Origin of the sequence: Streptosporangium sp. NPDC020072 (assembly GCF_040631445.1) — a bacterium.
Taxonomy (GTDB): domain Bacteria; phylum Actinomycetota; class Actinomycetes; order Streptosporangiales; family Streptosporangiaceae; genus Streptosporangium.
In genome coordinates, this window is the sequence record NZ_JBEYAB010000006.1 from 26,398 (window position 1) to 50,221 (window position 23,824).

Sequence of the window (23,824 nt, forward strand, 5' to 3'; positions counted from 1 at the left end):
GACGGCGCCCGGGACTCGGATGGTGAGTCCCGGGCGCCGTCTCGCGTGAAAGGTCAGCCCTGGTGCGGGTAACGGTGGTCGGTCGGGGGGACGAAGGTCTCCTTGATCGTGCGGGCGTTCACCCAGCGGATCAGGTTGAAGATCGACCCGGCCTTGTCGTTGGTGCCCGAGGCGCGGGCGCCGCCGAAGGGCTGCTGGCCGACGACCGCCCCGGTCGGCTTGTCGTTGACGTAGAAGTTGCCCGCCGCGAAGCGCAGGCGCTCGGAGGCCGAGGCGATCGCGTAGCGGTCCTGGGCGATGACCGAACCGGTCAGCGCGTACGGCGAGACGCTCTCCATCTGGTCGAGGACCGTGTCGAAGTCGGCGTCGTCGTAGACGTGCACGCCGAGGATCGGCCCGAAGTACTCCTTGACGAAGATCTCGTCGGTCGGGTCACCGGAGACCAGGACGGTCGGCTTGACGAAGTAGCCGGTCGAGTCGTCGTAGGAGCCGGTCAGCACCTCGATCGAGTCGAGTTCGCGGGCCCGGTCGATCGCGGCCTTGTGCTTGGCGAAGGCCCGCTCGTCGATGACCGCGCCCATGAAGGTGGACAGGTCGGCGGCCACGTCGCCGATGGTCAGCGACTCGGCCCTGCCGACGAGGTCGTCACGGATCGCCGCCCAGACGGACCGGGGGACGTAGGCGCGCGAGGCCGCCGAGCACTTCTGCCCCTGATACTCGAAGGCGCCCCTGACCAGCGCGGTGGTCAGCACCGCCGGGTCGGCGGAGGGGTGCGCGAGCACGAAGTCCTTGCCGCCGGTCTCGCCGACCAGCCGGGGGTAGGACCGGTAGGAGGCGATGTTGGTGCCGACCGTCGCCCACAGGTGCTGGAAGGTCGCGGTCGAGCCGGTGAAGTGGATGCCCGCCAGCTGCGGGTGGGTGGTCGCGACCTCGGAGACGGCGGAGCCGTTGCCGGTCACCATGTTGATGACACCGGGCGGCAGGCCCGCCTCCTCCAGCAGGCGCATGGTGAAGTGCGCGGCGAACTGCTGGGTGGGGGAGGGCTTCCAGACGACGACGTTGCCCATCAGGGCGGCCGACGTCGGCAGGTTCCCGGCGATGGCGGTGAAGTTGAACGGCGTGATGGCCAGGACGAAGCCCTCAAGCGGGCGGTACTCCATCCGGTTCCACACCCCGGGCGAGGAGGCGGGCTGGTCGCTGTAGAGCTGACGCGCGTAGGCCACGTTGAAGCGCAGGAAGTCGATCAGCTCGCACGCCGAGTCGATCTCGGCCTGCTGGACCGACTTCGACTGGCCGAGGATCGTGGCGCCGTTGAGCGTCTTGCGGTACGGCCCGGCCAGCAGGTCGGCCGCCTTGAGGAAGATCGCGGCCCGCTCGTCGAACGACAGGGCCCGCCAGGCGGGAGCGGCGGCCAGCGCGGCGTCGATCGCGGCCCGCACGTCGTCGGCGGTCGCCTCAGCCGTACGGCCGAGCACCGAGGCGTGGTTGTGCGGCTGGACCACGTCGAGGAGGGCGCCACCGCCCATCCGCTGCTCGCCGCCGATCGTCATGGTCAGGTCGAGCTGGGCCCCGGTCAGCTCCTTGAGGCGGTTCTCCAGTGCGGAGCGTTCCGGGCTGCCCGGGGCGTAGCCCAGGACGGGCTCGTTGACCGGTGCCGGGACGTTGGAGATGGCATCCATCATTTGCCTCCAAGGGCGCGAAGGAAGAAGGCGATGTTGGCCGGGCGTTCGGCGAGGCGGCGCATGAAGTAGCCGTACCAGTCGTCGCCGTAGGGAACGTAGACGCGCATGGTGTGACCGGCGCCGGCCAGGGCCTGCTGCTTGTCGGTGCGGATGCCGTAGAGCATCTGGTACTCGTAGCCGCCCCGTGAGCGGCCGAAGCGGTCGGCGAGCGTCTCGGTGATCGAGATCAGCCGGTCGTCGTGCGTGGCCACCATGGGGTATCCCTGCCCGGCCATCAGGATCCGAAGACAGCGGACGTAGGCCTTGTCGACCTCGCCCTTGTCCTGGTGGGCCACCGAGGCGGGCTCGGCGTAGGCGCCCTTGACCAGACGGACCCGCGACCCCTCGTGGGACAGGTCGCGGCAGTCGTCCTCGGTGCGGAACAGGTAGGCCTGCAGGGCGACCCCCGTGGACGGGAAGTCCCCGCGCACCGCCCGCAGGATGGAGAGGGTCGAGTCGACCGTGGTGTGGTCCTCCATGTCGAAGGTCACGCTCGACCCCACGCCCGCCGCGGCCTCACAGATGCGGCGGGCGTTCTCCAGGGCGATCTTGTCACCGTCGGCGCCGAGCGCCTGGCCGACGGCGGAGAGTTTCACGGAGACCTCGGCGCGGGAGCCGAGATCGAGTTCACGCAGCGCGTCGAGCAGCACGACATAGGCGTTGGCGGTCGCGGCCGCGGCGTCGGCGTCCCGGGTCTCCTCGCCGAGATGGTCGATGGTGACGGCGAGATCGGCGTCGGTCAGCCGCCGGATGGCCTTGACGGCCTGCTGGACGTCCTCACCCGCCACGAAGCGGTCGACGACCTTGCGGGTCAGCGGAACGCCGGAGACCGCGCGCCGTACCAGCGGCATCCGCGACCCGGCGAGAAGAAGGGAACCGAGCATGCTTCTAGACTAAAACGGACGTTCCGTCAACCCCATGTGCATCTGCCACGACCGGTGTGATCGTATTTCATACAGATGTACAACAATGGGGGAGTGCTACAGGAGACAGTCGACGAGATCGCCGACCGGGTCGGGGCCTCGGCCACCATCGAGGACCGCTCGCTGCAGCTTCTCGCCTACGCCGCGCAGAGCGGTGACATCGACACGGTCCGCCAGGAGTCGATCCTGCGCCGCCGCGCGACCTCGGAGGTGCGTGCCTACTTCGAGGGGTACGGCATCGCGGGCGCGAAGGGGCCGGTGCGCATCCCCGCCGACGCCGAGCTCGGCGTGCTGGCCAGGGTCTGCGTGCCGCTGCGCTACCACGGTGTGACCTACGGCTACCTGTGGCTGCTCGACGACGGCACCCTCGACGACGGCACGCTCGCCTCGATCTCCGGCCTCGTGGCACAGGCCGCCGCCACGCTCGCCCAGGACGCCCGCCGCCGTCAGCACCTGGGCAGGAGTCTGCGGGAGCTGTTCTCCTCCGACGCCGAGGAGCGCGCGCAGGCGCTGGCGCGGCTCGACGTGACGGGCCCGGTGACGGCGGTCGCGGTCAGGACCTCGCCCGACCGGGTGGCCGCCCTCTGGACGCTGCCGAGGACCGTGCTCGCCGACCCGGGGCCGCTCACCTCGGGGGAACCCGCCGCCGCCCTGCTCGTCCCCTCGGGCCAGGCGATCGAGCTGGCGTCGAGGGTCCAGGGCATGTACGGCACGGCCGCCGGGGTGGGCGGTTCGCGGGAGGACCCGGCCCAGGCCTGGCGGAGCTGGCAGGAGGCCGTACGGGCGCTCAGGGTCGCCGGGCGGGTGCCCGAGTTCGCCCCGGTCGCGGCCTGGTCCGGGCTGGGCGTCTACCGGATGCTCACCCGCCTGTCCCGGGCCGAACTGGGGGAGCTGGCGGGGGAGGTCGCCGGGCTGCTCGGTGATGCGGACGCGGCCAGGACCGTCGAGGGGTACCTCGACCGGGCCGGCCACGTCCAGGAGTCCGCCGCCGCGCTCGGCGTGCACCGCCAGACGCTCTACTACCGTCTGGGCAAGGCCGAGCGGCTCACGGGCCGTGACCTGGCCGACGGGCAGGAACGGCTGCTGGTCCACCTCGCCCTCAAGGCCGCCCACCTGCTCTGAGCCCCGGACCCCGCCCACGGGAGGGCGTCGAGCCGCGACCCCGGACGGCCCGCCCCGCCACCGGGCCGGGCCCCGCTCACAGGAGGGCGTCGAGGGAGCCCGAGCGCACGTGGCCGTGGAGCAGGCGCAGCAGTGAGCCCCACCGCTCCCGGTCCTCCTCGCCGAGCGGTGCCAGCAGGGCCTCGCGCACCCGCAGTTCCTCCCGGCGGGCGCGTTCGAACACCTCCCGCCCCTCGGGCGTCACGGTGAGCAGGTAGCGGCGGCGGTCGGAGGGGTCGCGTTCCCGTCCGGCCCATCCGGCCGCCACGAGCCGTTCGGCCATGTCCACCATGTCGCTGGGATCGACGCCCAGGAGGGCGCCCGCGGCCCGCTGCACGATGGGTCCGTGGTCGGTCAGGACCGCGAGCACGGCCACGTCCCAGCGGTTCAGGCCCAGCTCGGCGAAGCGTTCCGTCAGCCGTCTGCGCACGGCGAGGGCGAGGTTGGACAGGACGAAGACGTCCTGCTCCAGGAGGCTCTGGGAGAAGGGTGGAACTGTCATGCCCATACCGTAGGATAGTTCCAATCATTGGTAGTTACCAACGAATGAGGCACGACCATGGACGCACTCCATCCGCGACTGCTCGTGGATGACTTCCCCGGGACCTTCCGCTTCTACCGGGGCCTTCTTGAGGGGGTCGCCGGGGCGGCCCCGGCCAGGGGCGCGGAGGAGGGTCCCTACGCCAGCTGGGACCTGGACGGGCAGACCCTCCTTTCGCTGTACGACCGCGCGGCGATGGCGGCCGACGTCGGCGCCCCCGCCCCCGCGCCGCGATCCCCGGGGCAGGACGTGACGGTCCTGGTGCTGCGGGTGCCCGCGGGCGAGGGTGTCCTGGAGGCCGCCGCCGAGACCGGTGAGCGCCACGGCGGCACCCTCGTGGCGGCCGCGCGCGCCCTCCCCGGCTGGGGGCCGACACTGCGCGCCGCCCACCTGCGTGACCCCGAGGGCAACCTGGTCGAGCTCCAGTCGTACTGACCGGAGAGGGTCACCCGAGTCCGCGCAGGAGGCGGGCGCGAGCGGGGGCGTCACCGGGGCCGCCCCGCTCGGCCAGCCGCTCGGCGACGTGGCGGCGGTGCGCCTCGTCCACGTTGCCGCCGTACTTGAACTTGCCGACGACCTCCCTGATCCTCAGCCGCAGGCCGAGGATGCCCCTGAGGCGGCGCCCGTGCACGGACGGGTCCACGAGCGCGCCGTCCGCCTCAAGGCGGGCGAGCTGGGCCCTGAGGATCTCCGCCTTCTCCTCCGCGCCGGAGACGATCTCGGCGTCGCAGACGAGCTGGACGGCGGCGTAGTAGGTGGTGGGGACGCCCATGCGGGGGTCCTCCCCGTCCTCGGGCAGGATCTTCCACGCTCCGGGGACGTAGGCCCAGTCGCCGGCGACGGAGAGCACCACGGCGGGGTTCTCCTCGACGGCGGCCCAGATCGGGTTGGGCCTGGCCAGATGGAGCAGGACCGTGCGCTCGCCGGTGAGCAGGAACTGGGTCGGCACGACCACCGGGACCTCACGCCCCCGCCCGGCGGCGATCAGATGGCCGAACTCGTTGGCCCTGACGAACTCCAGCGCCTCGTGCTCGGTCGCCGCGTCCCATGGATGAATCAACATGCGGATAAACGTATGCCTATCCAATGGGCGGGGCAAGAAGGGCCGGGACCCTCCCCCTCCGGAGGTTCCCGGCCCGTGCCGTACGGCGGCGGCCTCAGCGCTGGACGGCCATCGCGTTCTCGTAGACCTGGACCAGCTCCTGACCGATCCGCTCCCAGGAGTAACGCGAGCGCGCCCGGTCCGCCCCCGCGAAACCGATCGCGGTGCGGCGGGTCGAGTCGGCGAGCAGCTCACGGGTGAGGCGGGCGGCCTGCGCGGGCCGGTCGGCGGGCACCAGCAGCCCGGTCACCCCGTCCACGACCGAGTCCAGGTGGGCGCCGACCGCGGAGGCGACCACCGGGACGCCGCACGCCATGGCCTCGATCGCCACGACCCCGGACGGTGCCTCCCGGGGCAGCGAGACGACCACGTCGGCGCTGCGCATCAGCTTGGGGATCGAGGAGTGCGGCACCTGGCCCAGCAGGGTGACACGGTCCTCGACGCCGACCTCCTTGGCCAGCAGCATCACCCGGTGCGCGTCGGCGTCGTGCTCCAGGTCACCGGCCGGGGACCCGCCCGCGACGACCAGCTCGGCGTCGGGGATCCCCGCCAGCGCGCGCACCGCGGTGTGCACGCCCTTGTACGGGCTCAGCGGCCCCACGTGCAGCAGCCGGGGCCGGGTGCCCCTGGCCGCCGCCGGGCCCTGGCGCCGGAAGCGCTCGACGTCGACGCCGCAGGGGATCACCGCGATGTTGCGGCGCGGCACGCCCATGCGGATCAGCGTCGACTCCTCGTCGCCGCACCCGGCGATCACCACGCTCGCCCGGCGGCCGATCGCCCGCCGCAGCTTGACCTTCCTGGCGTCCTGGCCGTCCTCGCCGCCGAAGGTCTGGGTGAACGGCACGCCGAGGCCGCTGGCCCCGGCGATGGCGGCCAGCCCGCCGGTCCAGGAGTGCGCGTGGATGACGTCGGGGCGGTCCTGGCCCCAGCGCCGCATGAGCTGCTCGCCCAGGTCGGACAGGTAGGGCAGCAGGCCGTCCTCGGGGAGGTCCTGCGCGGGGCCCGCGGGAAGGCACTCCAGCGTGACGCCGGGGGAGAGGCGGACCTTCGGCCTGTCGGCGTCGGAGTGCCTGCGGGTGTAGATCGTGACCTTGTGCTCGCGGCCGAGCTCACGGGCGACGGCCATCAGGTAGGCCCGCTGCGAGGCGAGGTCGTCCTTGCCCTGGGGGGCGGAGGGAGTGTCCGAGGAGACGAATGCGATGTTCACGGCACACCTCTGGGAGGAGATAGGCATGGAAAAGCCTGGAATCCTTCAGGGGTGCCTGCTTCTTAGGCACTCATCTGCGACGCCCATCACCATACCCAACTCCCAGACTCGGGCAAACCTCTGAATTGCCCTGAATTCCATGGGGTTGTCATACGACGCGCAGCGCGAGGATCACGATCTCGTCCCACACCCGGCCGCCGGAGAAGGCGTGCCGGTCCTCCTCGACCGCCTTGACCACGGTCGCGGGCGCCTGACCCGCGCAGCGCGCCAGCACGTCCGCCAGACGGGTCTCACCGTAGGCCTCCCCCTGGTCGTTCTGTGAGGCGACCAGCCCGTCGGAGTAGAACACCAGGGTCTGGCCCGAGGTCAGCGTGATCTCCTCGGTGAGGATCTCCGCCTCCGGGGCGATGCCGAGCGGCACGCCTCCTCCCGCGGTGAAACGCACCCCGCCGTCCGCCTGGAGCAACGCCGCCGGGTGGTGCCCCGCCCCGGCCAGCATGATCCTGCGGGCCCTGACGAACCCCGCGACGGCCATCACGAACATCCCGCTGTTCTGCGCGACCAGCGCGTGGTTCAGCCTGCGCATGGCCTCGACGGGGTCGGACTCCCACACGCTCAGCACCCGCAGCCCGTTGCGCACCATGGCGGTGACGGAGGCGGCCTCCTCACCCTTGCCCGCGGCGCCCCCGAGCGCGAAGCCCCACCCGTCCCGCACCGGGAAGACGTCGTAGAACTCGGCGCCGACCGGGCTCGACCCCGCGTGGTAGATCGCCGCCGCCTCGACCCCCGGGATGTCCGGCAGGCTCCTGGGCACCACGCTGGTGCGCAGCGCGTCGGCCGCCTGGGAACGGGTCTGGAAACTGCGCCTGGCGCGCAGCGCGAGCCCCAGGTGAGCGCCGATCTCCTCCATCAGCCCCAGGTCGGCCAGGGAGAACGGCTCGCGGTCGCGCAGCCGTACCAGGGTGAGGGCGCCCAGCGCGCCCGCCTCGCCCTGGATCGGCACGACCAGCAGCGAGGCCGCGCCCATGACCCGCAGCAGCGGCGGTCCGCCGGGGACCTCGCCGAGCAGCGACTCGTCCTCAAGCATCTCGTGGACCACGCCCGAACCCCCGGTCAGCACGTGGGCCACGGTGGGCGCGGTCAGCGGCGTCAGTCCCTCGACGAGGCGGACCAGCTCGGTCACCGGCTTGTCGCTCGGCCCCAGCACGACCGCGCGCCTGGGCACCCCGTCACGGACCACGTCGGCGATCACCCAGTCGGCGGTCTCCGCGGCCAGCAGCCGCGCCGCCCTGGTGACGGTCACCGGCTGACGCAGGCTCTCCTCGTCGAGCAGCAGGCGGGTCATCCTGGCCAGCAGCTCCTGGCGGCGCGCGGCGGCCATGACCAGGGACGCGTCCGAACGGTCGACCGGCCCCGGGGGGTCGCCCGCGACGTGCGCCTCCAGCGGCAGGATCACGACCGCGGTCATCTCCTGCGGCTCGCCGGGCATGGTCAGCCGGATGACCGCCAGCTGCACTGTGTGCGCGCGGCCCTGGTGGGTCAGCCGGGTCTGGAACGTCGCGCTCTGCCCTCCCTGCTGCACGGCCGTCAGGTGCGAGCGGAAGGCCGCCCGCCGAGAGACGTCGACCAGCAGCGGGAAGGACCGGCCGATCAGGTAGCCCGCCGGGCTGCCCAGCATCCGCGAGGTCTCCGCGCTGATCCGCCTGACCACCCCCGAGGCGTCGAGCACCACGACCGGCACCGGGAAGGAACGGAAGACCTGCCGCAGCAGCTTGAGCTCCCGCTGCGAGCCGCTCTCCCGGTCGCCGGAGCGTCTGGGCGCCTTGCGCAGCTCACGCAGGGCCGACTCCAGCAGCTCACGGGCGGTGTCGAGCTCCGCCAGGGCCGCGTCGAGTGTGGACCGGGGGTCGGCGGGGTAGGCGGACCTAGCCTCGCGCAGGGAGGAAACCCTGGAGGCGAGCGCGCTCAGCGCCTGCTCCAGCGTGTTGAGGCCAATGGCGTCGGTCAATGCTCGTCCTCGTCGGCGGCCGGGGACCGGGCGGTCCCGTCGTAGACGGTACGTCACCCGGCGGGGTCGGATCGATGCGCGGTCGGATAGTGATTAAGTTAGCGAAACAGATAGGGGGACCCGCACCATGGACATGGTCACTCCCATTCTCGCCCGTGACCTCGCCGCCCTCGGCAGGGTCAGCGAGGAGACGTCGAGTGAGAGCGTGCTGCGCGGGCTGACCACCACGCTCGCGGGCGGGGTCCCCGGATGCGCGGGCGGCTCAGCCGAGCTGTGGCGGGGGGAACGCGTGGTCGTCTCCGCCTCGCACAGCGAGCTCATCCTGCTGGTCGACAGCGAGGCCGACCTGGGGGAGGGGCCCTCCGCGGAGGTCCGTGAGACCGGCCGCCCGGTGATCGTCCAGGACGTGCTGCGCGACTCCCGCTGGCCCGCCTACGCCGGGATGGCGGTCCGCTGCGGCGTCCGCACCGTGCTGTCCATGCCGATCACCGTCGAGCGCTCCGTCCTGGTCCTCGGCCTGTACGGCGTGCTCCCCGGGGTGTTCGCGGCCAGGAACGTCCCCCCGCTGGCGGACATGCTCGCCGAGCAGGTGACCGTGGCGCTGGCCAACATGTGGGACTACGACGAGGTCAGGACCGACGCGGCGCAGATGCAGGAGGCGCTGGCGGGCCGGGCGGTCATCGACCAGGCCAAGGGCATCATCATGAAGTCCAGTGGCTGCTCGGCCGAGGCCGCCTTCGACGAGCTGCGCAGGATCTCCCAGCACCACCAGGTGAAGGTGGCCGACCTGGCCAGGCTGCTGGTCGAGGAGCACCAGCGCAACCAGCGCTCCTCATGAGGCCCCAGGATCCGCGACGGCGGGGAACCCTCAGCCGAACGCGGCCAGCGCGTCGTCGACCGTGTCGTAGAGCGGCAGCCGCTGGGCCAGCCCGGTGATCCACATCACCTTGGTCTTGGCGTACTCGACGCCGATGAGCGCGAACCTGACCTCGGCGTTCGTGCTGAGCTGCCAGTGATGGACGATCAGGCCGAGGGCGCGGGAGTCCATGAAGGTCACCCCGCTCAGATCAAGCGCCATCTCGGGGCCGTGCTCGCTCACCTCGGCGGCCAGGTAGTCGGCGAACTGGTCCCTGGTCGTCGCGTCGAGCAGGCCGGTCACCCGGATCACGTTGATTCCGCCGACAAGCGCCGACGTCAGGGTCAGCGCCGCCGCTCTCTCACCGTTCTCCGACACCGTCACTCAGGTCCTCCTAGCCCGTTCGATTAGCAACCTTACTGTTACCTGCGGGCGAGCAATACTCCCGGAATCGGGGTAATACTAGAACCGAGGTCCAGCAGAGGGCCTCGCCTTGAGAAACGTCGAGGCGATGCCGTCTGCCCGGACGCTGTTCCGCGTGTGGCGTCGCTCGACAGTCCCACCAGGGAGCAGCGATGTCTGTCCAGGCCCTCGAAATCACCGAGATGACCGCCGAGGATCTCCTCGCCGAGATGGCGCTTCCGGAGGTCTCCGGCTACCGCGCCGAGCGGCTGCGCGAACGCCTCGTCGAGATGCACCGGCCGCTCGCCATGGAGATCGCCCGCCGCTACCGCTACCGCGGCGAACCGCTCGAAGACCTTCTGCAGGCCGCCTACGTCGGGCTGATGAAGGCGATCAACGGATTCGACCCCACCCTCGGCCACGCCTTCCGCGGCTACGCGGTGGTCACGATGACCGGCGAGGTCAAGCGTCACTTCCGCGACCGCACCTGGGCGATCCGGGTGCCGCGCGTCTACCAGGAGCGCAGGGCCGAGCTGAACCGGCTGGTCGCCGACCTCAGCCAGGACCTCGGCCGTTCCCCGACGGTCGCCGAACTCGCGGCGAAGATGAACATCTCCGAGGAGGACGTCCTGCTCACCCTGGACGCCTCCGCCGCCTACAGCGCGCTGTCGCTGGACGCGCCGCTCGGGGCGGACGACGACGCCGCCGCGCTCGGTGACGTCATCCCCGACCAGGACGACGCCGTGGGCATGCTCGTCGACCGCGAGGCGGTCATGCCGCTGATCGACAAGCTGCCGCCGCGGGAGAAGAACATCCTGCTGCTGCGCTTCTTCGGGAACATGACCCAGGCGGAGATCGCGGCCGAGTTCGGAATCTCCCAGATGCACGTTTCCCGTATCCTGCGGAAGGTTCTGGACCGGCTTCGCGCCGACCTGGTCGCCGAATGCTGAATACACCGGCCCTCATCGGGCACCCAAACCGGCGACGGAGCGATGTGGCATAGGGTGCGGTTGAAATGATCCCCAGGTGCTGAGAAAGACGGCGCGGTGGGACAGGGGAGGCGGATCTCGCGTGAACGAGGACGGTGTTCGTCCGGCTCGCTTTCTGGCGAGCGGCGACCGTTCCCGGCTTCCCCCCGCCGGAGCCCCCGTGGCGGAACTGGCCTTCTGCCTGCCCGACCTGCCCGACGTGCGGGACTTCGCCGCCGTGCAGGCCGTACAGGGCGGGATGGCCCGCGAGAGACTGGCCGACTTCCTCGTGGCGGTGAACGAGGTGGCCACCAACGCCGTCACACACGGTCACCCCACCGCCAAGGCCGTGATGCGGATATGGTCCACGGGCCGCACCCTCGTCGTCGAGGTGCACGACGAGGGGCGGTGGACCCCCGAGACGCCCCCCGGCGAGACGGCCCCCGCCCCCTACGCCACCAGCGGCATGGGCCTGTGGGTGGCCCGGATGGTCAGCTCCGACATCAAGTTCGAGACCGGGGCCGCGGGCACGTTCATCACGATGTCCTTCAAGGTCTGAGACGGCTTTCCGGCCGCGCCCGGTTCAAGGACTGACTTCCTCCGCGCTCATCCCGGCCCTGCTCGTTCAGGGCCCTTAAGGGGCCCGTCCAGAGGCCGCCCCCGGGTACGGCGTCGGCTTCGAGAACCCCCGCAAAGGCCGTTCACCCGCGCGACCGTGCGAGGGGCCGGAGGGGAGGACAAGCCCGAGCCCGTGGCCCTCGGACGACCGGGGACCACGGGCTCGGGCATTCGGCGGGTCAGCGCCTGCGGCGCCAGGTTCCGCCCGCCGTTCCCACCCCGCCCTGATGGAGCGCGAGAAGCAGCAGGCCGCCAAGGATGAACGTGGTGCCGGTGATGCCGCCGATCCTGGTGTTGATCAGGTCGAGCAGCAGGCCGAGACCGAAGACGACGGCGGCGGCGATCGCCAACATACGTCACCTCCTCCCGGCGGGCAGGCCTTCGGGGCTTCCCGCGGACGACATGTCGAGCAGCCGGTCAAGCAGCGCGCGGTAGTCACGCAGGGCCGTGCGCAGGTCCTCGGTGTCGCTTCCCCGTGCCCCCTCGGTGTTCTTCCAGCGTTCCCGCAGGCCGGCGGAGCGGGCCTCCAGCGCGGCGCGCAGGCGGTCGCCGACCTCGGCGACAAGGGAGTCGGCACGCTCGACCGAGTCACGGGGGTCGTCGACGAAGCCCGCCTGGACCTCCTGCCAGCGACGCCGTACCTCGTCGGGGTCCTGGTCGAGCAGCGCGCCCTCCCGAGGGGCCCCTTCGGCCCGGGTCCGGGGTGCCTCCGAGGCGGGGCGGCCGGCCTCCGGTGAGAGATCGGCCGGGTGGGCCGGGTCGGGCGTGTCACCGGTGAGGGGACGGCCGTCCGTGCCGGGGAGTCCTTCGGGCGTCCGGAACACGGAGGTCACCTCCTCGGCGCGCTGGGAGGGGACGCCCGCCGTCTCACCGGCGCCTCCGTGGACGAGACGGTCCTGGTCGTTTCCTGATCGGTTCTTCATCTCAGATCACTGTCCTCGCACGTCGCGTCGGGCGGTCTGGTCCTGGGGAGTGCGCACGGCCGGTCGCGTCGAACGGCCGCCGGGGGTTTCGAGCAGCTCCTCGAACAGGACGCGGTAGTGCACCATCGCCTGCCTGAGCTCCTCGGTCGAGGCCTCCTGGTGCGCGGCCCTGCCGCTGATCGCGTGGGCCTGCCGGTAGTGGTCGAGGGTACGGCCGTGCGCGACCGACAGGTCGGACAGCCGCTGCTCGAAGTCCTCGGTCGGGTATCCCCGCTCCGCCATCACCGAGGTCACCAGGTGGTCGGCCTCTGTCACGGCGAATCCGGGGGCGTCGACGAAGCGCTCCTGGACCTCCATCCACTTCCTGGCGTAGCCGTCGCGGGCCTGAGGGGCGAGCGGGCGGATCTCAAGGCCGCTGAAACGCTGCTCACGCGCCAGAAGCTCCTGCTCGGCCTCGCGCCGGTTGTCGCGTTCCCGTACGGTTCTGTCGTATTCGGGGCCGAATCGATCACGAAGTCGGTGCCGGCGCCGCTGCTGCAGTACGGCGGAGCCGACTGCGATGACCGCCACCACCGCGACCACGATCACGACCACCCAGATCACGGTGGACATGTCTGCCTCCGGTTGTGTAAGCGTCTGTCCCCGTGCGCTGCCCCAGGGATTCACTCCAAAACCGGCCACTGTCGCTAGTGATTCGTCGCAGAAAACACGTTTTATATGGATTTATCGGGCAGGTAGGACTGTTCCGTGCCGGTCGCCGGGAGAGCGGTGATCCGGGCGTCGTCAGGTGTCGAGGGCCGCGCGCGCCTCGGCGGAGAGCCGTCCGACGAGCGAGCCCTCCGGGGACGCGGGCACCTCGGTGAAGCCCGTCTCGGGGTCGTAATCGACGTCCAGCCCCGCCGCGACCAGCCGGTCCGCCCAGCGCAACGCCGTGTTGCGCTTCTCCACGGGGATCGCGCGCCCCTGCGCGATCGACGAGAGGTTGCGCAGGTTCGTCGCGGGCCCGGACTGGCCGTGCGCGCGCTCCAGCTTCCACGGGATGGCCCGCGAGTGGTCGAGCATCGGCTTCGACAGGCCCGCGGCCCGTTTGGCCTGCAGGACCCCCGATTCGCTCACCCCGAAGTGGGCCGCGAGCTCGGCGTTGGACAACCCCTGCCCGGCCAGCCGCCGCAGTTCCTCATGGTCGATCAGCGCCTTTCGCCCCACCCGTAGTCAGCCCCTCACCCGTCCACGCTCGCTTTGAGTGCGCGATCCCGTCTGATCTCAGGTAAGCTACCTGATGTTCAGCCCACAGGGCCGACAAACCGGGACGTAGCGCAGCTTGGTAGCGCACTTGACTGGGGGTCAAGGGGTCGCAGGTTCAAATCCTGTCGTCCCGACCAGGTTTTCGCTGGTCAGCGAGGGTGTCTCTCACATGGGAGGCACCCTTTTCGCGTACTGAGGTACAAACTGGGGGCTGGCCGGGAGGGCACAACAGTATTCACTGTCTGCTGTCGAACGGCTACTCATTGCTATGAAGGGTGGCGTCTGCATCCCGCCGACACCCCCCAGCAAGGAGTGACCATGAACAGGTTCACCCGATGGGCGGCGCTCACGGCCGCCGCCGTCACCGTCAGCACCGGACTGGCCATGCCCGTGTCCGCCGCGACGGCCCCCGCCACCCAGGCCACCACCGCCCGGGACGGCTTCGTCTGCCCGCTGATCGCCGCGGTCTGCGCCTTCTCCCAGCCCGGAGGCGTAGGCCGGCGCGTCATACTCGTCAACGGCCGCGCACGCATCGTCCCGCCCCTGCGCAGTGCGGCCAACAACTCCTCGGAGTTCTGGTGCTTCTACTCCGAGCCCGGCTTCAGGGGCGAGCGGCGCGAGGTCTCCGCCGGGGAGACGGTTGAGGACTTCGGCTTCGCCGTCAACTCCGCCAAGCCCGGGCTGTGCTCCGAGCAGTAGATCCACCTTCTCCGGCGCGGCGCCACAGACCGGACAGGCCGTGGCGCCGCGCCCCGGGGAACGACCGGGGAGGAACCGCCGAATCCGCCGAGGCGTCGCCGAGTCGTTCTCATGAGTGCCCGGATGATCCCCGGCTACATCGTGCGATGGATCGGCCGGGGGTCGGAGGCCCGAGGGCGCCCTGCGTCCACGGCACCGCGCTCGTGGAGGACCGTGCGACGTTGCGGATCCCGGGCTGACTGCGGGCGTACCGGCTGGCACACGGCGCGATCCACGCGGACGAGACCGGCGTCGGGCTGCGCCGTCTCGCCGTGCACGGCGGCCCGCGGAACGCCGGGGCCGCCGGGGCCGCCGGGGCCACGGTCTGATAGCCGCTCATGTTCGTCGTCGCCCACCGGTTCGTCCTCCGGCGTACCGCCCGGCCGGGAGGGCGCACCGTGCGATTCCACGCGCGCCGAAGCGGGAGGGGAGGGGCTCGGCCGCGGAGCGAGGCGGCCGGGTGGCTCTCGTCCGGCCGTCGTCCGGCTCGCGACGATCTCCGCGGCGAGAAGGCCGGCGTGGACCTCCAGACGGCCCGCGCCGCTGAACAGGTCCACCCCCAGCCTCGCCTCGACCTTCCTGATCCGGTGGTAGACGGTCGCACGGTGGAGATACAGGTCCGCCGCGACCTGCTTGACGTTCCCCGCCGTGGTCAGGAACGCCCTGAGGGTCCGGACGAGGTCCTCCGCCGACTCGTCTTCGAGAAGCCGTCGCAGGGACGGGCTGATGAAGTGGCACATGAGGACGTCCGTGGGCACCGCGGCGAGCCCGCGCATGTGCGCGGTTCTCTCCCAGTGGACGACCTGGTGCTTCCAGCCCATGCCCTCGGCCAGGTCCAGGCTCTGCCTGGCCTGCCAGACGGCGACGCTCGCGCGATCGGTCACGATCGTGCTGACGGCGACGAGCCACGGGAGGTCGGCGCCGTTGCGCCGGGACCGGAAGATCAGGTCGACGGTCTTCGTCGCGAGCCGCCCCGGCAGGGTCGTCTGGACGTCGCGCGGGTGAGGCGCCAGCAGCGCGAAGCTGACGGAGCCGCTGAACGCGATGAGGCACCGGTCACGGAGATGGTCCTCGGCGAAGCGGTTCATGACGGCGGTCAGCCGTCGTTGCGCCGCCGATCCCGACGAGTCCGGGTCAAGCACCGCGGGCATCGAGAGCGCGAGGCAGACGAAGGTACCGTCGTGCAGCAGCCTTCCGCCGCCGATGGCCTGGCCCAGCAGTGAGTCCAGCCCGTCCAGGTCTCCCGAGGCGAAGGCCCGGCCGACGTGGTCGTCCGCCCATTCGGGCGACACGAGCAGCCCGGCCGCCTCCAGCGAGCAGACGGTGGCCTCCGCGATCCGTCCCACGCTCTCGATCCGCTCGGGGGAAAGCGGCCCTCTCACGCAGGTGATCCAGAGCAGCAGCGACGGCGCCGAACCAGGTGATCGCACCGGGATCACCAGCATCAGGGGCATCCCGAGGTCGGCGCCCCCGCCGATGTAGACGGGTTCGGAGATCAGGGCCACCGAGCGCGCGCTCAGCCCGAGATGCCGAGGCGAAACCGCCTCGGCGAGGTGCTCGTCCGCGGAGGAACTCGGCATCGACCGGGCGATCCGGTTCAACTGCACGTCGGTGACCTCGACCGGCACGTCCAGTGACGCGCCGAGAGAATGCACCAGCTCGTGGAGGTGCTGAGTGAGGACGCCGTTCACGCCGCCCCCTTCCGCCGGAGAGCCTTCCGTTCCGCTCTGACCGCCGGCACAGCGATCAGCTCCCGCCGGTCGCGGGCGGGGTACCGGACGCCGATCTCGACGACGCGGCCACACCGGCGGACAGGGTGGCGTCGACGCGGGTCGACCGCGTCGGCCGGATCGCACCGTCGTGGATGCCCTCCGCCCAGTGGCAGGCGACTCGATGGGCGGCGGTCGTCCCCGGAACCCCGATGGTCCGCAGCTGCGGGCGCTCGGTGTCGCAGCGGGTCTGCTGCCTCCACGGGCAACGGGTGCTGAACCGGCATCCGGGCGGCGGGTCCGCCGGGCTGGGCAGATCACCGTGGAGCAGGATCTGCTCGCGAGAGTCCTCATACCGGGGGTCGGGCTGTGGCACGGCGGACAGCAGCGCCCGCGTGTAGGGGTGCAGCGGCTCGGCGAACAGCTCCGCGGTGGGAGCCTCCTCCACCATCCCGCCGAGGTACATCACCCCGATCCGGTCGCTCACGTGCCTGATCACGGCGAGGTCGTGCGCGATGATCAGGTAGGTCAGTCCGTACGCGGCCTGGACGTCCTCAAGGAGGTTGATGACCTGCGCCTGGACCGACACGTCCAAGGCGCTGACGGGCTCGTCCGCGACGATCAGCTGCGGCTCGACCGAGAGCGCTCTGGCGATGCCGATGCGCTGACGCTGCCCTCCGGAGAACTCGTGCGGGTACTTGCGCAGCGCCGTCCGCGGCAGTCCGACCGAGTCGAGCAGCTCGTCGAGACGCCCGGAGACGTCTCCCTTCGCCAGCCCGTGCGCGGCCATCCCCTCACGGAACATCTGCTCGACGCTCTGCCGGGGGTCCAGGCTCCCCAGCGGATCCTGGAAGACCATCTGCATGTGGCGGCGCTGGCGGCGCAGCGCCTCACCGCGCAGCGACCGCAGGTCGACCCCGCCGAAACGGATCTCTCCCGAGGTCACGGGGGTCAGCTGGAGCACGGCGCGCCCGAACGTCGACTTGCCGCACCCCGACTCCCCGACCAGGCCGTAGGTCTCCCCGCGCGTGATCCTCAGGTCGACGCCGTCGACCGCGTGGACGTGGCCGACGGTCCGGTCGACGAACGTCCCCCGGCGGATCGGGAAGTGGACCTTGAGGTCGCGGACGTCGAGGAGAGGCTGCTCCTCGACGTCCGGTCGGATCGGAACGGCGGCCGACGTCATGGAGTCTTCTCCTTCGCCACGATGATCGGATCGGGCAGCGGGTGGTGGCAGCGCGATCGCCGCTCGCCGTCGGCCGACCAGGCCGGCTCCTCCCGGAAGCAGAGGTCGGTGGCGACGCGACAGCGCGGCGCGAAGGCGCACCCCTGCGACCAGGGTATGTTGTCGGCGACAGAACCCGGGATTGGGCGCAGCCGATTCTCCCCGTCGTCCAACGACGGCACGGACTCCAGCAGCCCCCCGGTGTAGGGATGCCGGGGGGCGTCGAACAGCGAATAGCGGTCCGCCCGCTCGACGATGCGTCCGCCGTAGAGCACGTTGACCGTGTCGCACAGGCCGGCGACGACGCCGAGGTCGTGGGTGATCATGATCAACGAGGTGCCCGAGCCGATGACGAGCTCCTTCAGGAGCGCGAGGATCTGGGCCTGGATCGTGACGTCCAGCGCCGTGGTCGGCTCGTCCGCGATCAGCAGCCGCGGTTCGCAGGCCAGGGCGATGGCGATCAGCACGCGCTGACGCATGCCGCCGGAGATCTGGTGCGGATACTCGTGCATCCGCCGGGCGGGATCGGGGATGCCGACGCGTTCCAGCATCTCCTGCGCCCGCCGCGTCGCCTGGGACCGGTTCGTCCGGCGGTGGCGCCGGATGACCTCCGTCACCTGCACTCCCAGCGGCACGACGGGGTTCAGCGAGGACAACGGGTCCTGGAAGATCATCGCAACGTCGGTGCCACGACGGTCGCGCAGCTCCCGGTCGGGCAGTGAGAGCAGGTCCACGCCGTCGAAGAACGCCCTGCCGCTGACGCGGGTCCCCCGGCGGGGCAGGAGCCCCATGACGGCGAGCGAGGTCACGGACTTGCCGCAGCCCGACTCGCCGACCAGGCCGACGACCTCGCCGGGACGGACCTCGAACCCGACCCCGTCCACGGCGGTGAAGGGCTCCTGGCCGGGCCGTGAGAAGGTGACCGACAGGTCTTCGACCACCAGCAGCGGGTCCGCTCCGTGCCGGGCCCCGTGTGCACGCGCGTTCATCTCCGTCACCTCCGGGTACGGGGGTCGAGGGTCTCGCGAAGCGACTCTCCCATCAGCGTGAAGCCCAGGGCGACGACGATGATGCACAGCGCCGGGTAGATCGCGAGGTGCGGGAACGAGTTGAAGTACTGCTGCGCGCCGCCCAGCATCTGCCCCCACTCCGGCCGGCCGTCGTCGGGGTTGCCCAGCCCGAGGAAGGACAGGGCGGCGGCGTCGAGGATGGACACGGCCAGGCTGAGGGTCGCCTGCACGATCACCGGCCCGAGCGCGTTGGGGACCATGTGCCGGAACACGATGGCCCCCGGCTTCACGCCCAGCGCCCGCGCGGCCAGTACGTGGTCGGTGTCGCGCTGCACCAGCATCGATCCGCGCATGAGCCGGGCGAAGACCGGCACCTGCACGATCGCGATGGTGAGGATCAGGGTCCACTCGCTGGGGTGGGCGAACAGCGCCGCGATCGAGAAGGCCATCAGCAGCGACGGGATCGCCAGCATCACGTCCACCGCCCGCATCACGAGCATGTCGACCTTGCCGGCGAACACGCCCGCGACGAGGCCGAGCGCGATGCCGCCGACGAAACCGCCGAGTGTCGCCATCACCCCGACGACGAGGGTCTGCTGGGCCCCGGCGACCAGCCGGGACAGCAGATCACGACCGGCGGGGTCCCCGCCCAGCGGGAACCCCTCCTGCGGGAGTGGAACGGGGTTCGACTGGGCGCGTACCTGGTCGAGCAGCAGCGGGGCGGCCGGGTCGTGCGGCGCCAGCACCGGCGCGGCGATCGCGACAAGGACGAACACGAATGTGATCACCGAGCCGATCAGGAACGCCGGCTGGCGCAGCAGCCGCCTCAGGGTCTGCGCGCCCGGTCGGGCGGTCGCGGTACGGCGGCGCGGAACGGCCGGGGCGGTGGTCACGGCGTCCTCACTCTCGGGTCGCACAGCGCGTAGGCGATGTCGACGACGATGTTGATGACCAGGTACAGGACGGCGGCGATCATGATGAGGGCCTGCAGCACCGCGTAGTCGCGTGTGGAGAAGGCCAGTGCCATCGACTGTCCCAGCCCGCGGTAGTTGAAGACGGTCTCGGTGAGCACGGCTCCGGCGAACAGGCCGCCGGCCTGCAGCCCGATCACCGTGATCACCGGCAGCAGCGAGTTGCGCAGCACATGGCGCCCGGCGACCGTCGGGTTCCGCAGGCCCTTGGAGTTCGCCGTGCGGACGAAGTCCTGCTGGAGCGTCTCGGCGACGGACGCCCGGGTCAGCCGGAAGATCACGGCGAAGGGGATGATCGTCAGGGCGATCGTCGGCAGCGTGAGGTAGCGGAGGCTCTCGACGAACGCGGCCCCGCTCCCGGCGAGCAGCGAGTCCAGGAGCGTCAGCCCCGTCGGCGTCGGTATGGATCCGCTCAGGTCGGCCCGTCCTGACGGCGGCAGCCATCCCGCGCGGACGGCGAAGACGTACTTGAGGACGAACCCGGTGAAGAAGACCGGTACGGCGAGGCCGAGCACGGAGAAGCCGAGAAAGGCGACGTCGAACACGCCGCGTCTCGTCGCCGCCCAGTAACCGGCGGCGACGCCGAGCACGGCGCCGACGACCAGTGCGCACAGGGCGAGCTCGATCGTGGCGGGCGCCCGGGTGAGGAGCACCTCGGTGACCGGCGCGCCGCGCCAGACGCCCGTCGACACGCCGAGGTCACCGGTCCAGAACCGCCCCAGGTAGCGCAGGTACTGCGTCCACAGCGGCGCGTCCAGGCCGAGTGACTCGACGAGCTTCGCGCGGTCCTGCGGGCTGGCGTTCTCACCGAGCAGCGCGTCGAGCGGTCCGCCGGGGAGACTGCGCAGCCAGGCGAACAGGATCGCCGTGAGGGCGACGAAGGTCACGACCGCCTGGAGTGTCCTTCGGAGGATGAACCGGAACATGTCTATCCAATCGGTGCGGGCGCGCGCCTGCTCGCGCCTGCGCGCGGCCCGCACCCGGGTGGAGCTATTCGCCGAAGGTGGCCGTGGCCAGGGGCTCGCCGCCGACCGGGCTGGTGACGATGCCGCGCACGCTGCCGTGGAGAACCAGGGCGGAGGGACTGCTGGCGATCGGGATCGACGGCAGCCAGTCCTCGGACATCTTGCGGTTGATCTCGAGGTACATGCCGACGCGCTTCTGCGGATCCGGCTCGCTGTCCGCCTCCTTGAGGTCGTCGACGAGTTCCTGGCCGAAGCCGAGAAGGCCGGTGTCGAAGGCGTTGTCGGTGGCGCCGAACAGGATGCCCAGGAAGTTCTGGGCGCTGTTGTAGTGGCCCGTGGTGCCGAGCAGGTAGACCGGAGCCTCGCCCGCCTCACGACCGCTGAGGTAACCACCGGCCCACGGCTTCGCGACCGGTTCGATCTGGATGCCGACCGCTTCGAGATCGGCCTTGATCAGGTCGAAGAAGCGCTTCGGCTCGGGCATGTACGGGCGCGTGACCTCGGTCGGGTACCACAGCTGGATCTTGAGGTTCGGCACACCGGCCTCGGCGAGCAGGGCGCGCGCCTTGTCCGGGTTGTACGGGTATCCCTCGACGGCGGTGTCGTAGCCCTCGACGGAGCGGGGGACGAACTGCGTCACGGTCTCGGAGCCCTCGGGCAGCAGCGTGTCGACGATCTGCTGCTTGTTGATCGCCCAGGCGATGGCCTGACGGACGCGGAGATCCTTGAGCTCGGGCACGGTGGTCGCGTTCAGGCCGAGGTACATGACGTTGAACGGCGGCCGGGTGACGACCTGGAACCCCTGGTCCTTCAGGCTCTGCCAGTCACGAGGGGCCGGCAGGTCGTAGGCGTGGATGGTGCCGGCCTCTAGCTCCTGCCGGCGCGCCGTCTCATCCGGGATCGTCCGGAACTCGACACCAGCGATCTTCGGCGCCTCGCCCCAGTACTTGTCGTTGCGCGCGAGTTTGACCGTACCGGTCGAGTCGTCGTACGAGACGAAGGCGAACGGGCCGGTTCCCGTCGGGTGCAGGCGGCCGTACTCCGGGAAGGCGAAGCCCTCGCCCTTGGCCTCGACCCCGTTGGCGTTGTACTTCTCCATCGCCGCCGGGCTCGACATGGCGTAGGTGCCGTGCGCGAGGATGGTGGGGAACTTCGAGCTCGGATTGGTCAGGCGCAGCACCACCTTGGACTTGTCCTGCGCCTCGCATCCGGCGTACAGCGAGGGAGTCTTGTCGCCCTCGAAGCCTCCGAAGTCGTTCACCCAGGTGTGGCTGACCGCCGAGGTGCGCGCGATCTTGGGCTGCCGGTACCACCGTTCGAAGTTCGCGCAGACGGCGGCGGCGTCGAAGGCCGTGCCGTCATGGAAGCTGACGCCCTCGCGGAGCTGGAACGTCCACTGCTTTCCGTCCTTGCTCTGCTCCCATGAGACCGCCAGGCCGGGCGCGGGGTCGGCCGTGCCCGGCTTGAGGCTGAGCAGCCCTTCGAACATCTGGTTGTTCACCCGGGCGGACTCCCCGTCCGAGGTGTAGAACGGGTCGAAGAGCGACGGAGCGCCCGCGGCGCCGAACACGAGGACCTTGGAGCCCGATCCGTCACCGGTGCCCTTGGCCGGAGCGCCGCTCTCCGATGAGCACGATGTCAGGAGCATCACGCCGGCGACCGCGATGACCCCGGTCTTCTTGAACTTCATTGTCACTCCTGGCCTTGGGGGTGGGGGAGGGGGAGCTGAGCGCCGTAGAACCAGAGGCGGGAGAAGCCGCCGTCGGGCAGGGCGCGTACGCGGACCCGCCGCGCGTCGGTTGAGGGGAGCTCGACGGCGGTCGTCGCCCCGGAGGTGATCTCGAAGGTTCCCAGCGCCGCCCAGCCGGACGCGTCGTCCGCCCGCGCCTCGACGGTGATCCGAGCCGCGCAGTTGCCGCGGAACGGCGTGGCGACGACCTCCAGCGTCCGCAGCCGGACGGGGTCCGGCCAGGAGAGCTCGACGAAATGCCGGTCGGCGTCGGACCGCCGGGGGGTCTCCCAGCCGTCGTGCGTGTTCCTCGGCATCGCGTGAGAGATCACCGACCACGGGTCCCCGAAGGAGCCCTCGGAGGCGCGCACCCGGCATCCGAGCCGGATGTCCGACAGGCGTACACCCTCCGGCGGGCGGCTGCGGGAGACGTCGACGACGCCGTGCGCGCGGAAACGGGCGACTCCTCCGTCGGGGAAGATGCGCAGCCGGACGAAGGAGGCCGAGCGTCCGGTGTCGGCGACCGGGTACTCGTTCACGGAGTTCGGCCGCACCTCGGCGTCGGCGAGGATCTCCTGCCACGGGCCTTCGGCGGAGTCGGAGACGTCGACGCCGATGCTCCGCGGGGCGTTGAAACGGAACCCGGTGGTCTCCAGTTCGACCTGCTCGATCCGGCCCGGATGGGCGGCGCGGATCACGACCCAGTCGTGGCCGGGGTTGTGCCTGCGGCTCTCCCATCCGTCGACGTCCGCTCCGCGCAGTCCGTAGGTGCCGGGGCGTTGCGGCGGGGTGGACAGGAGCAGGGCGTCGGCCGCGCCGAAGAACTCGTCCGAGCAGTCCACCACGGATGCCCCGAGCTCACGGGCCAGCAGGTTGAGGGTCATCGCCGGTCTCCTTCTTCGTGCCGTGCCTCGCCGTCCAGGTGCGCGACGACATCCGTGCCGCGCGCCCACCACAGGCCGTCCATGCCGCGCAGGGCGCGCAGCGTCTCGCGCAGGTGCGCGAACCGGAACGGCTGGCCGATGAGCCAGGGGTGCAGCCCCAGCACCAGCGTCCGGGTGCGCGGCGCGTCCTCCTCGAGCAGCCGCCGTGCGGACACGGTGACGTCGTCGGCCCACCTGCCGATCGGCGTGCCGCGCTTGAGGTGGGAGAACACGTCGTCGAGGTGGATGTTCACCGGGATGTCGACGATGTCGCCGCGGGACGTGGCCAGGATGTTCGGCGCCTCGTCGTTGGGCCAGTCGGCGGTCCAGCGGATGCCGAGGCCGGCGAGGTCCTCCAGGGTCGTGGTGGACTGCGCGTAGTCCAGGCCGCTCCAGCCGGTCGGCCGGACGCCGCAGGCCTCGGCCACGGCGTCGATCGACTCGGCGAGGTAGGCGCGCTGCTCCTGGGCGCCCATCCCGTCGTGCAGGATGCCGGCGCCGTCAAGCCCGTGCGCCGCGAACTCCGCGCCGGACTCGGCGACGCGCTCCACCAGGCGGGTACGGTGCCGGGCGGAGAAGGCGTCGATCGCGACCGTCGGGGCGATCTCCAGCTCGTCGAGGAGGTCGAGGACGCGGAACGCGCCGACCCGCAGCCCGTACTCGTGCTGCGAGGTGGAGTGCACGTCCATGATCTGCGGGTACGGGCCGCGCATCGCCACGCTAGACGGTGGGAGGCCGGGTGCGGAGCCGGGGAGCGCGGGCACGTGGTCGAGGTGCATCAGCACGACCACGGCCAGGCGCGCGCCGCCGGGCCAGCCGCGGTTCGGAGCGAGGCGGGACCCGCCCTCGGCCTCGTGCAACGGTCTCACGAGCTGCATG

Annotated in this window: 25 protein-coding genes and 1 tRNA gene; 7 read left to right on the forward strand and 19 right to left on the reverse strand. The window is 71.1% G+C overall.

The genetic code is table 11. The features are described 5' to 3' along the window. Window positions 1-53: 53 nt before the first annotated feature. Together pruA and ABZ470_RS15145 are read right to left on the reverse strand one after the other, a co-directional pair. Entirely contained in the window at window positions 54-1,679 is a 1,626-nt protein-coding gene (gene pruA / locus ABZ470_RS15140; protein ID WP_362912139.1) for an L-glutamate gamma-semialdehyde dehydrogenase, read from the reverse strand. Next, window positions 1,679-2,605: a proline dehydrogenase family protein gene (locus ABZ470_RS15145; RefSeq protein WP_352011942.1), complete on the reverse strand. Its 927-nt coding sequence runs from the start codon at window positions 2,603-2,605 to the stop codon at window positions 1,679-1,681. Before ABZ470_RS15145 ends, pruA begins: the two co-directional genes overlap by 1 nt. A gap of 93 nt (window positions 2,606-2,698) precedes the next feature. Here ABZ470_RS15145 and ABZ470_RS15150 point away from each other — a divergent pair, with 93 nt between their 5' ends. Next, a complete protein-coding gene (locus ABZ470_RS15150) occupies window positions 2,699-3,766 on the forward strand; it encodes a helix-turn-helix domain-containing protein (RefSeq protein ID WP_362911714.1) in 1,068 nt (355 codons plus the stop codon). 76 nt (window positions 3,767-3,842) lie between these two features. On the opposite strand, the gene ABZ470_RS15155 is transcribed toward ABZ470_RS15150, so the two are convergent. After that, a complete protein-coding gene (locus tag ABZ470_RS15155; RefSeq protein ID WP_362911715.1) occupies window positions 3,843-4,307 on the reverse strand; it encodes a MarR family transcriptional regulator in 465 nt (154 codons plus the stop codon). A gap of 57 nt (window positions 4,308-4,364) precedes the next feature. Between ABZ470_RS15155 and ABZ470_RS15160 the strand changes: the two genes are divergently transcribed. Next, the gene (locus ABZ470_RS15160; protein ID WP_362911716.1) at window positions 4,365-4,781 is read left to right on the forward strand and encodes a glyoxalase/bleomycin resistance/extradiol dioxygenase family protein; all 417 of its coding nucleotides are present in this window, start codon (window positions 4,365-4,367) and stop codon (window positions 4,779-4,781) included. Window positions 4,782-4,791: 10 nt separating this feature from the next. Here the strand turns inward: ABZ470_RS15160 and ABZ470_RS15165 are convergent, their stop codons facing one another. The 3 genes from ABZ470_RS15165 to ABZ470_RS15175 all read right to left on the reverse strand — a co-directional run bounded on the left by ABZ470_RS15165 (window position 4,792) and on the right by ABZ470_RS15175 (window position 8,663). Next, window positions 4,792-5,409: an FMN-binding negative transcriptional regulator gene (locus ABZ470_RS15165; RefSeq protein ID WP_362911717.1), complete on the reverse strand. Its 618-nt coding sequence runs from the start codon at window positions 5,407-5,409 to the stop codon at window positions 4,792-4,794. Window positions 5,410-5,503: 94 nt separating this feature from the next. Continuing rightward, complete coding sequence (locus ABZ470_RS15170; RefSeq protein ID WP_352011947.1) at window positions 5,504-6,655, reverse strand: glycosyltransferase; 1,152 nt, start codon at window positions 6,653-6,655, stop codon at window positions 5,504-5,506. Between the two features lie 148 nt (window positions 6,656-6,803). Beyond that, window positions 6,804-8,663, reverse strand: a complete 1,860-nt coding sequence (locus ABZ470_RS15175) for a SpoIIE family protein phosphatase (RefSeq protein ID WP_362911718.1) — start codon at window positions 8,661-8,663, stop codon at window positions 6,804-6,806. A 133-nt stretch (window positions 8,664-8,796) separates the two neighbouring features. Between ABZ470_RS15175 and ABZ470_RS15180 the strand changes: the two genes are divergently transcribed. After that, on the forward strand, window positions 8,797-9,501 hold the full coding sequence (locus ABZ470_RS15180; protein WP_352011949.1) for a GAF and ANTAR domain-containing protein: 705 nt from the start codon (window positions 8,797-8,799) through the stop codon (window positions 9,499-9,501). Between the two features lie 30 nt (window positions 9,502-9,531). Here ABZ470_RS15180 and ABZ470_RS15185 read toward each other — a convergent pair whose 3' ends face one another. After that, window positions 9,532-9,903, reverse strand: coding sequence for an STAS domain-containing protein (locus ABZ470_RS15185; RefSeq protein ID WP_352011950.1), 372 nt, complete (start codon window positions 9,901-9,903; stop codon window positions 9,532-9,534). 191 nt (window positions 9,904-10,094) lie between these two features. On the opposite strand from ABZ470_RS15185, the gene ABZ470_RS15190 reads away from it, so the two are divergent. Together ABZ470_RS15190 and ABZ470_RS15195 are read left to right on the forward strand one after the other, a co-directional pair. Further along, complete coding sequence (locus ABZ470_RS15190) at window positions 10,095-10,871, forward strand: SigB/SigF/SigG family RNA polymerase sigma factor (RefSeq protein ID WP_352011951.1); 777 nt, start codon at window positions 10,095-10,097, stop codon at window positions 10,869-10,871. A gap of 121 nt (window positions 10,872-10,992) precedes the next feature. Next, entirely contained in the window at window positions 10,993-11,448 is a 456-nt protein-coding gene (locus ABZ470_RS15195; RefSeq protein WP_352011952.1) for an ATP-binding protein, read from the forward strand. Window positions 11,449-11,686: 238 nt separating this feature from the next. Here the strand turns inward: ABZ470_RS15195 and ABZ470_RS15200 are convergent, their stop codons facing one another. The 4 genes from ABZ470_RS15200 to ABZ470_RS15215 form a co-directional block, all read right to left on the reverse strand. Beyond that, on the reverse strand, window positions 11,687-11,860 hold the full coding sequence (locus ABZ470_RS15200; RefSeq protein ID WP_352011953.1) for a hypothetical protein: 174 nt from the start codon (window positions 11,858-11,860) through the stop codon (window positions 11,687-11,689). 3 nt (window positions 11,861-11,863) lie between these two features. After that, on the reverse strand, window positions 11,864-12,430 hold the full coding sequence (locus ABZ470_RS15205) for a hypothetical protein (protein WP_362911719.1): 567 nt from the start codon (window positions 12,428-12,430) through the stop codon (window positions 11,864-11,866). Window positions 12,431-12,436: 6 nt separating this feature from the next. After that, entirely contained in the window at window positions 12,437-13,042 is a 606-nt protein-coding gene (locus ABZ470_RS15210; protein WP_362911720.1) for a hypothetical protein, read from the reverse strand. 171 nt (window positions 13,043-13,213) lie between these two features. Then, window positions 13,214-13,636: a hypothetical protein gene (locus ABZ470_RS15215; protein ID WP_352011956.1), complete on the reverse strand. Its 423-nt coding sequence runs from the start codon at window positions 13,634-13,636 to the stop codon at window positions 13,214-13,216. A gap of 99 nt (window positions 13,637-13,735) precedes the next feature. Here ABZ470_RS15215 and ABZ470_RS15220 point away from each other — a divergent pair. Continuing rightward, a tRNA-Pro gene (locus tag ABZ470_RS15220) sits at window positions 13,736-13,812 on the forward strand. A 181-nt stretch (window positions 13,813-13,993) separates the two neighbouring features. After that, window positions 13,994-14,374 carry a peptidase inhibitor family I36 protein gene (locus tag ABZ470_RS15225; RefSeq protein ID WP_362911721.1) on the forward strand — a complete coding sequence of 127 codons (381 nt, stop codon included), beginning with the start codon at window positions 13,994-13,996 and terminating at the stop codon, window positions 14,372-14,374. 134 nt (window positions 14,375-14,508) lie between these two features. Here the strand turns inward: ABZ470_RS15225 and ABZ470_RS15230 are convergent, their stop codons facing one another. From ABZ470_RS15230 to ABZ470_RS15265, 8 genes are all read right to left on the reverse strand, one after another. Further along, complete coding sequence (locus tag ABZ470_RS15230; protein WP_362911722.1) at window positions 14,509-16,104, reverse strand: helix-turn-helix domain-containing protein; 1,596 nt, start codon at window positions 16,102-16,104, stop codon at window positions 14,509-14,511. 55 nt (window positions 16,105-16,159) lie between these two features. Further along, entirely contained in the window at window positions 16,160-17,308 is a 1,149-nt protein-coding gene (locus tag ABZ470_RS15235; RefSeq protein WP_362911723.1) for an ABC transporter ATP-binding protein, read from the reverse strand. After that, window positions 17,305-18,336, reverse strand: a complete 1,032-nt coding sequence (locus tag ABZ470_RS15240) for an ABC transporter ATP-binding protein (protein WP_362911724.1) — start codon at window positions 18,334-18,336, stop codon at window positions 17,305-17,307. Before ABZ470_RS15240 ends, ABZ470_RS15235 begins: the two co-directional genes overlap by 4 nt. A 5-nt stretch (window positions 18,337-18,341) precedes the next feature. Beyond that, window positions 18,342-19,274: an ABC transporter permease gene (locus ABZ470_RS15245; RefSeq protein ID WP_352011961.1), complete on the reverse strand. Its 933-nt coding sequence runs from the start codon at window positions 19,272-19,274 to the stop codon at window positions 18,342-18,344. Further along, window positions 19,247-20,254 carry an ABC transporter permease gene (locus tag ABZ470_RS15250; protein ID WP_352011962.1) on the reverse strand — a complete coding sequence of 336 codons (1,008 nt, stop codon included), beginning with the start codon at window positions 20,252-20,254 and terminating at the stop codon, window positions 19,247-19,249. Before ABZ470_RS15250 ends, ABZ470_RS15245 begins: the two co-directional genes overlap by 28 nt. Before the next feature lie 64 nt (window positions 20,255-20,318). Further along, window positions 20,319-21,983 (reverse strand): ABC transporter substrate-binding protein, encoded by a 1,665-nt coding sequence (locus ABZ470_RS15255; RefSeq protein ID WP_362911725.1) that lies wholly within the window; start codon window positions 21,981-21,983, stop codon window positions 20,319-20,321. Between the two features lie 2 nt (window positions 21,984-21,985). Beyond that, window positions 21,986-22,906 carry a hypothetical protein gene (locus ABZ470_RS15260; RefSeq protein ID WP_362911727.1) on the reverse strand — a complete coding sequence of 307 codons (921 nt, stop codon included), beginning with the start codon at window positions 22,904-22,906 and terminating at the stop codon, window positions 21,986-21,988. Beyond that, the gene (locus ABZ470_RS15265; protein ID WP_362776066.1) at window positions 22,903-23,823 is read right to left on the reverse strand and encodes a hypothetical protein; all 921 of its coding nucleotides are present in this window, start codon (window positions 23,821-23,823) and stop codon (window positions 22,903-22,905) included. Before ABZ470_RS15265 ends, ABZ470_RS15260 begins: the two co-directional genes overlap by 4 nt. Window position 23,824: the final 1 nt, after the last annotated feature.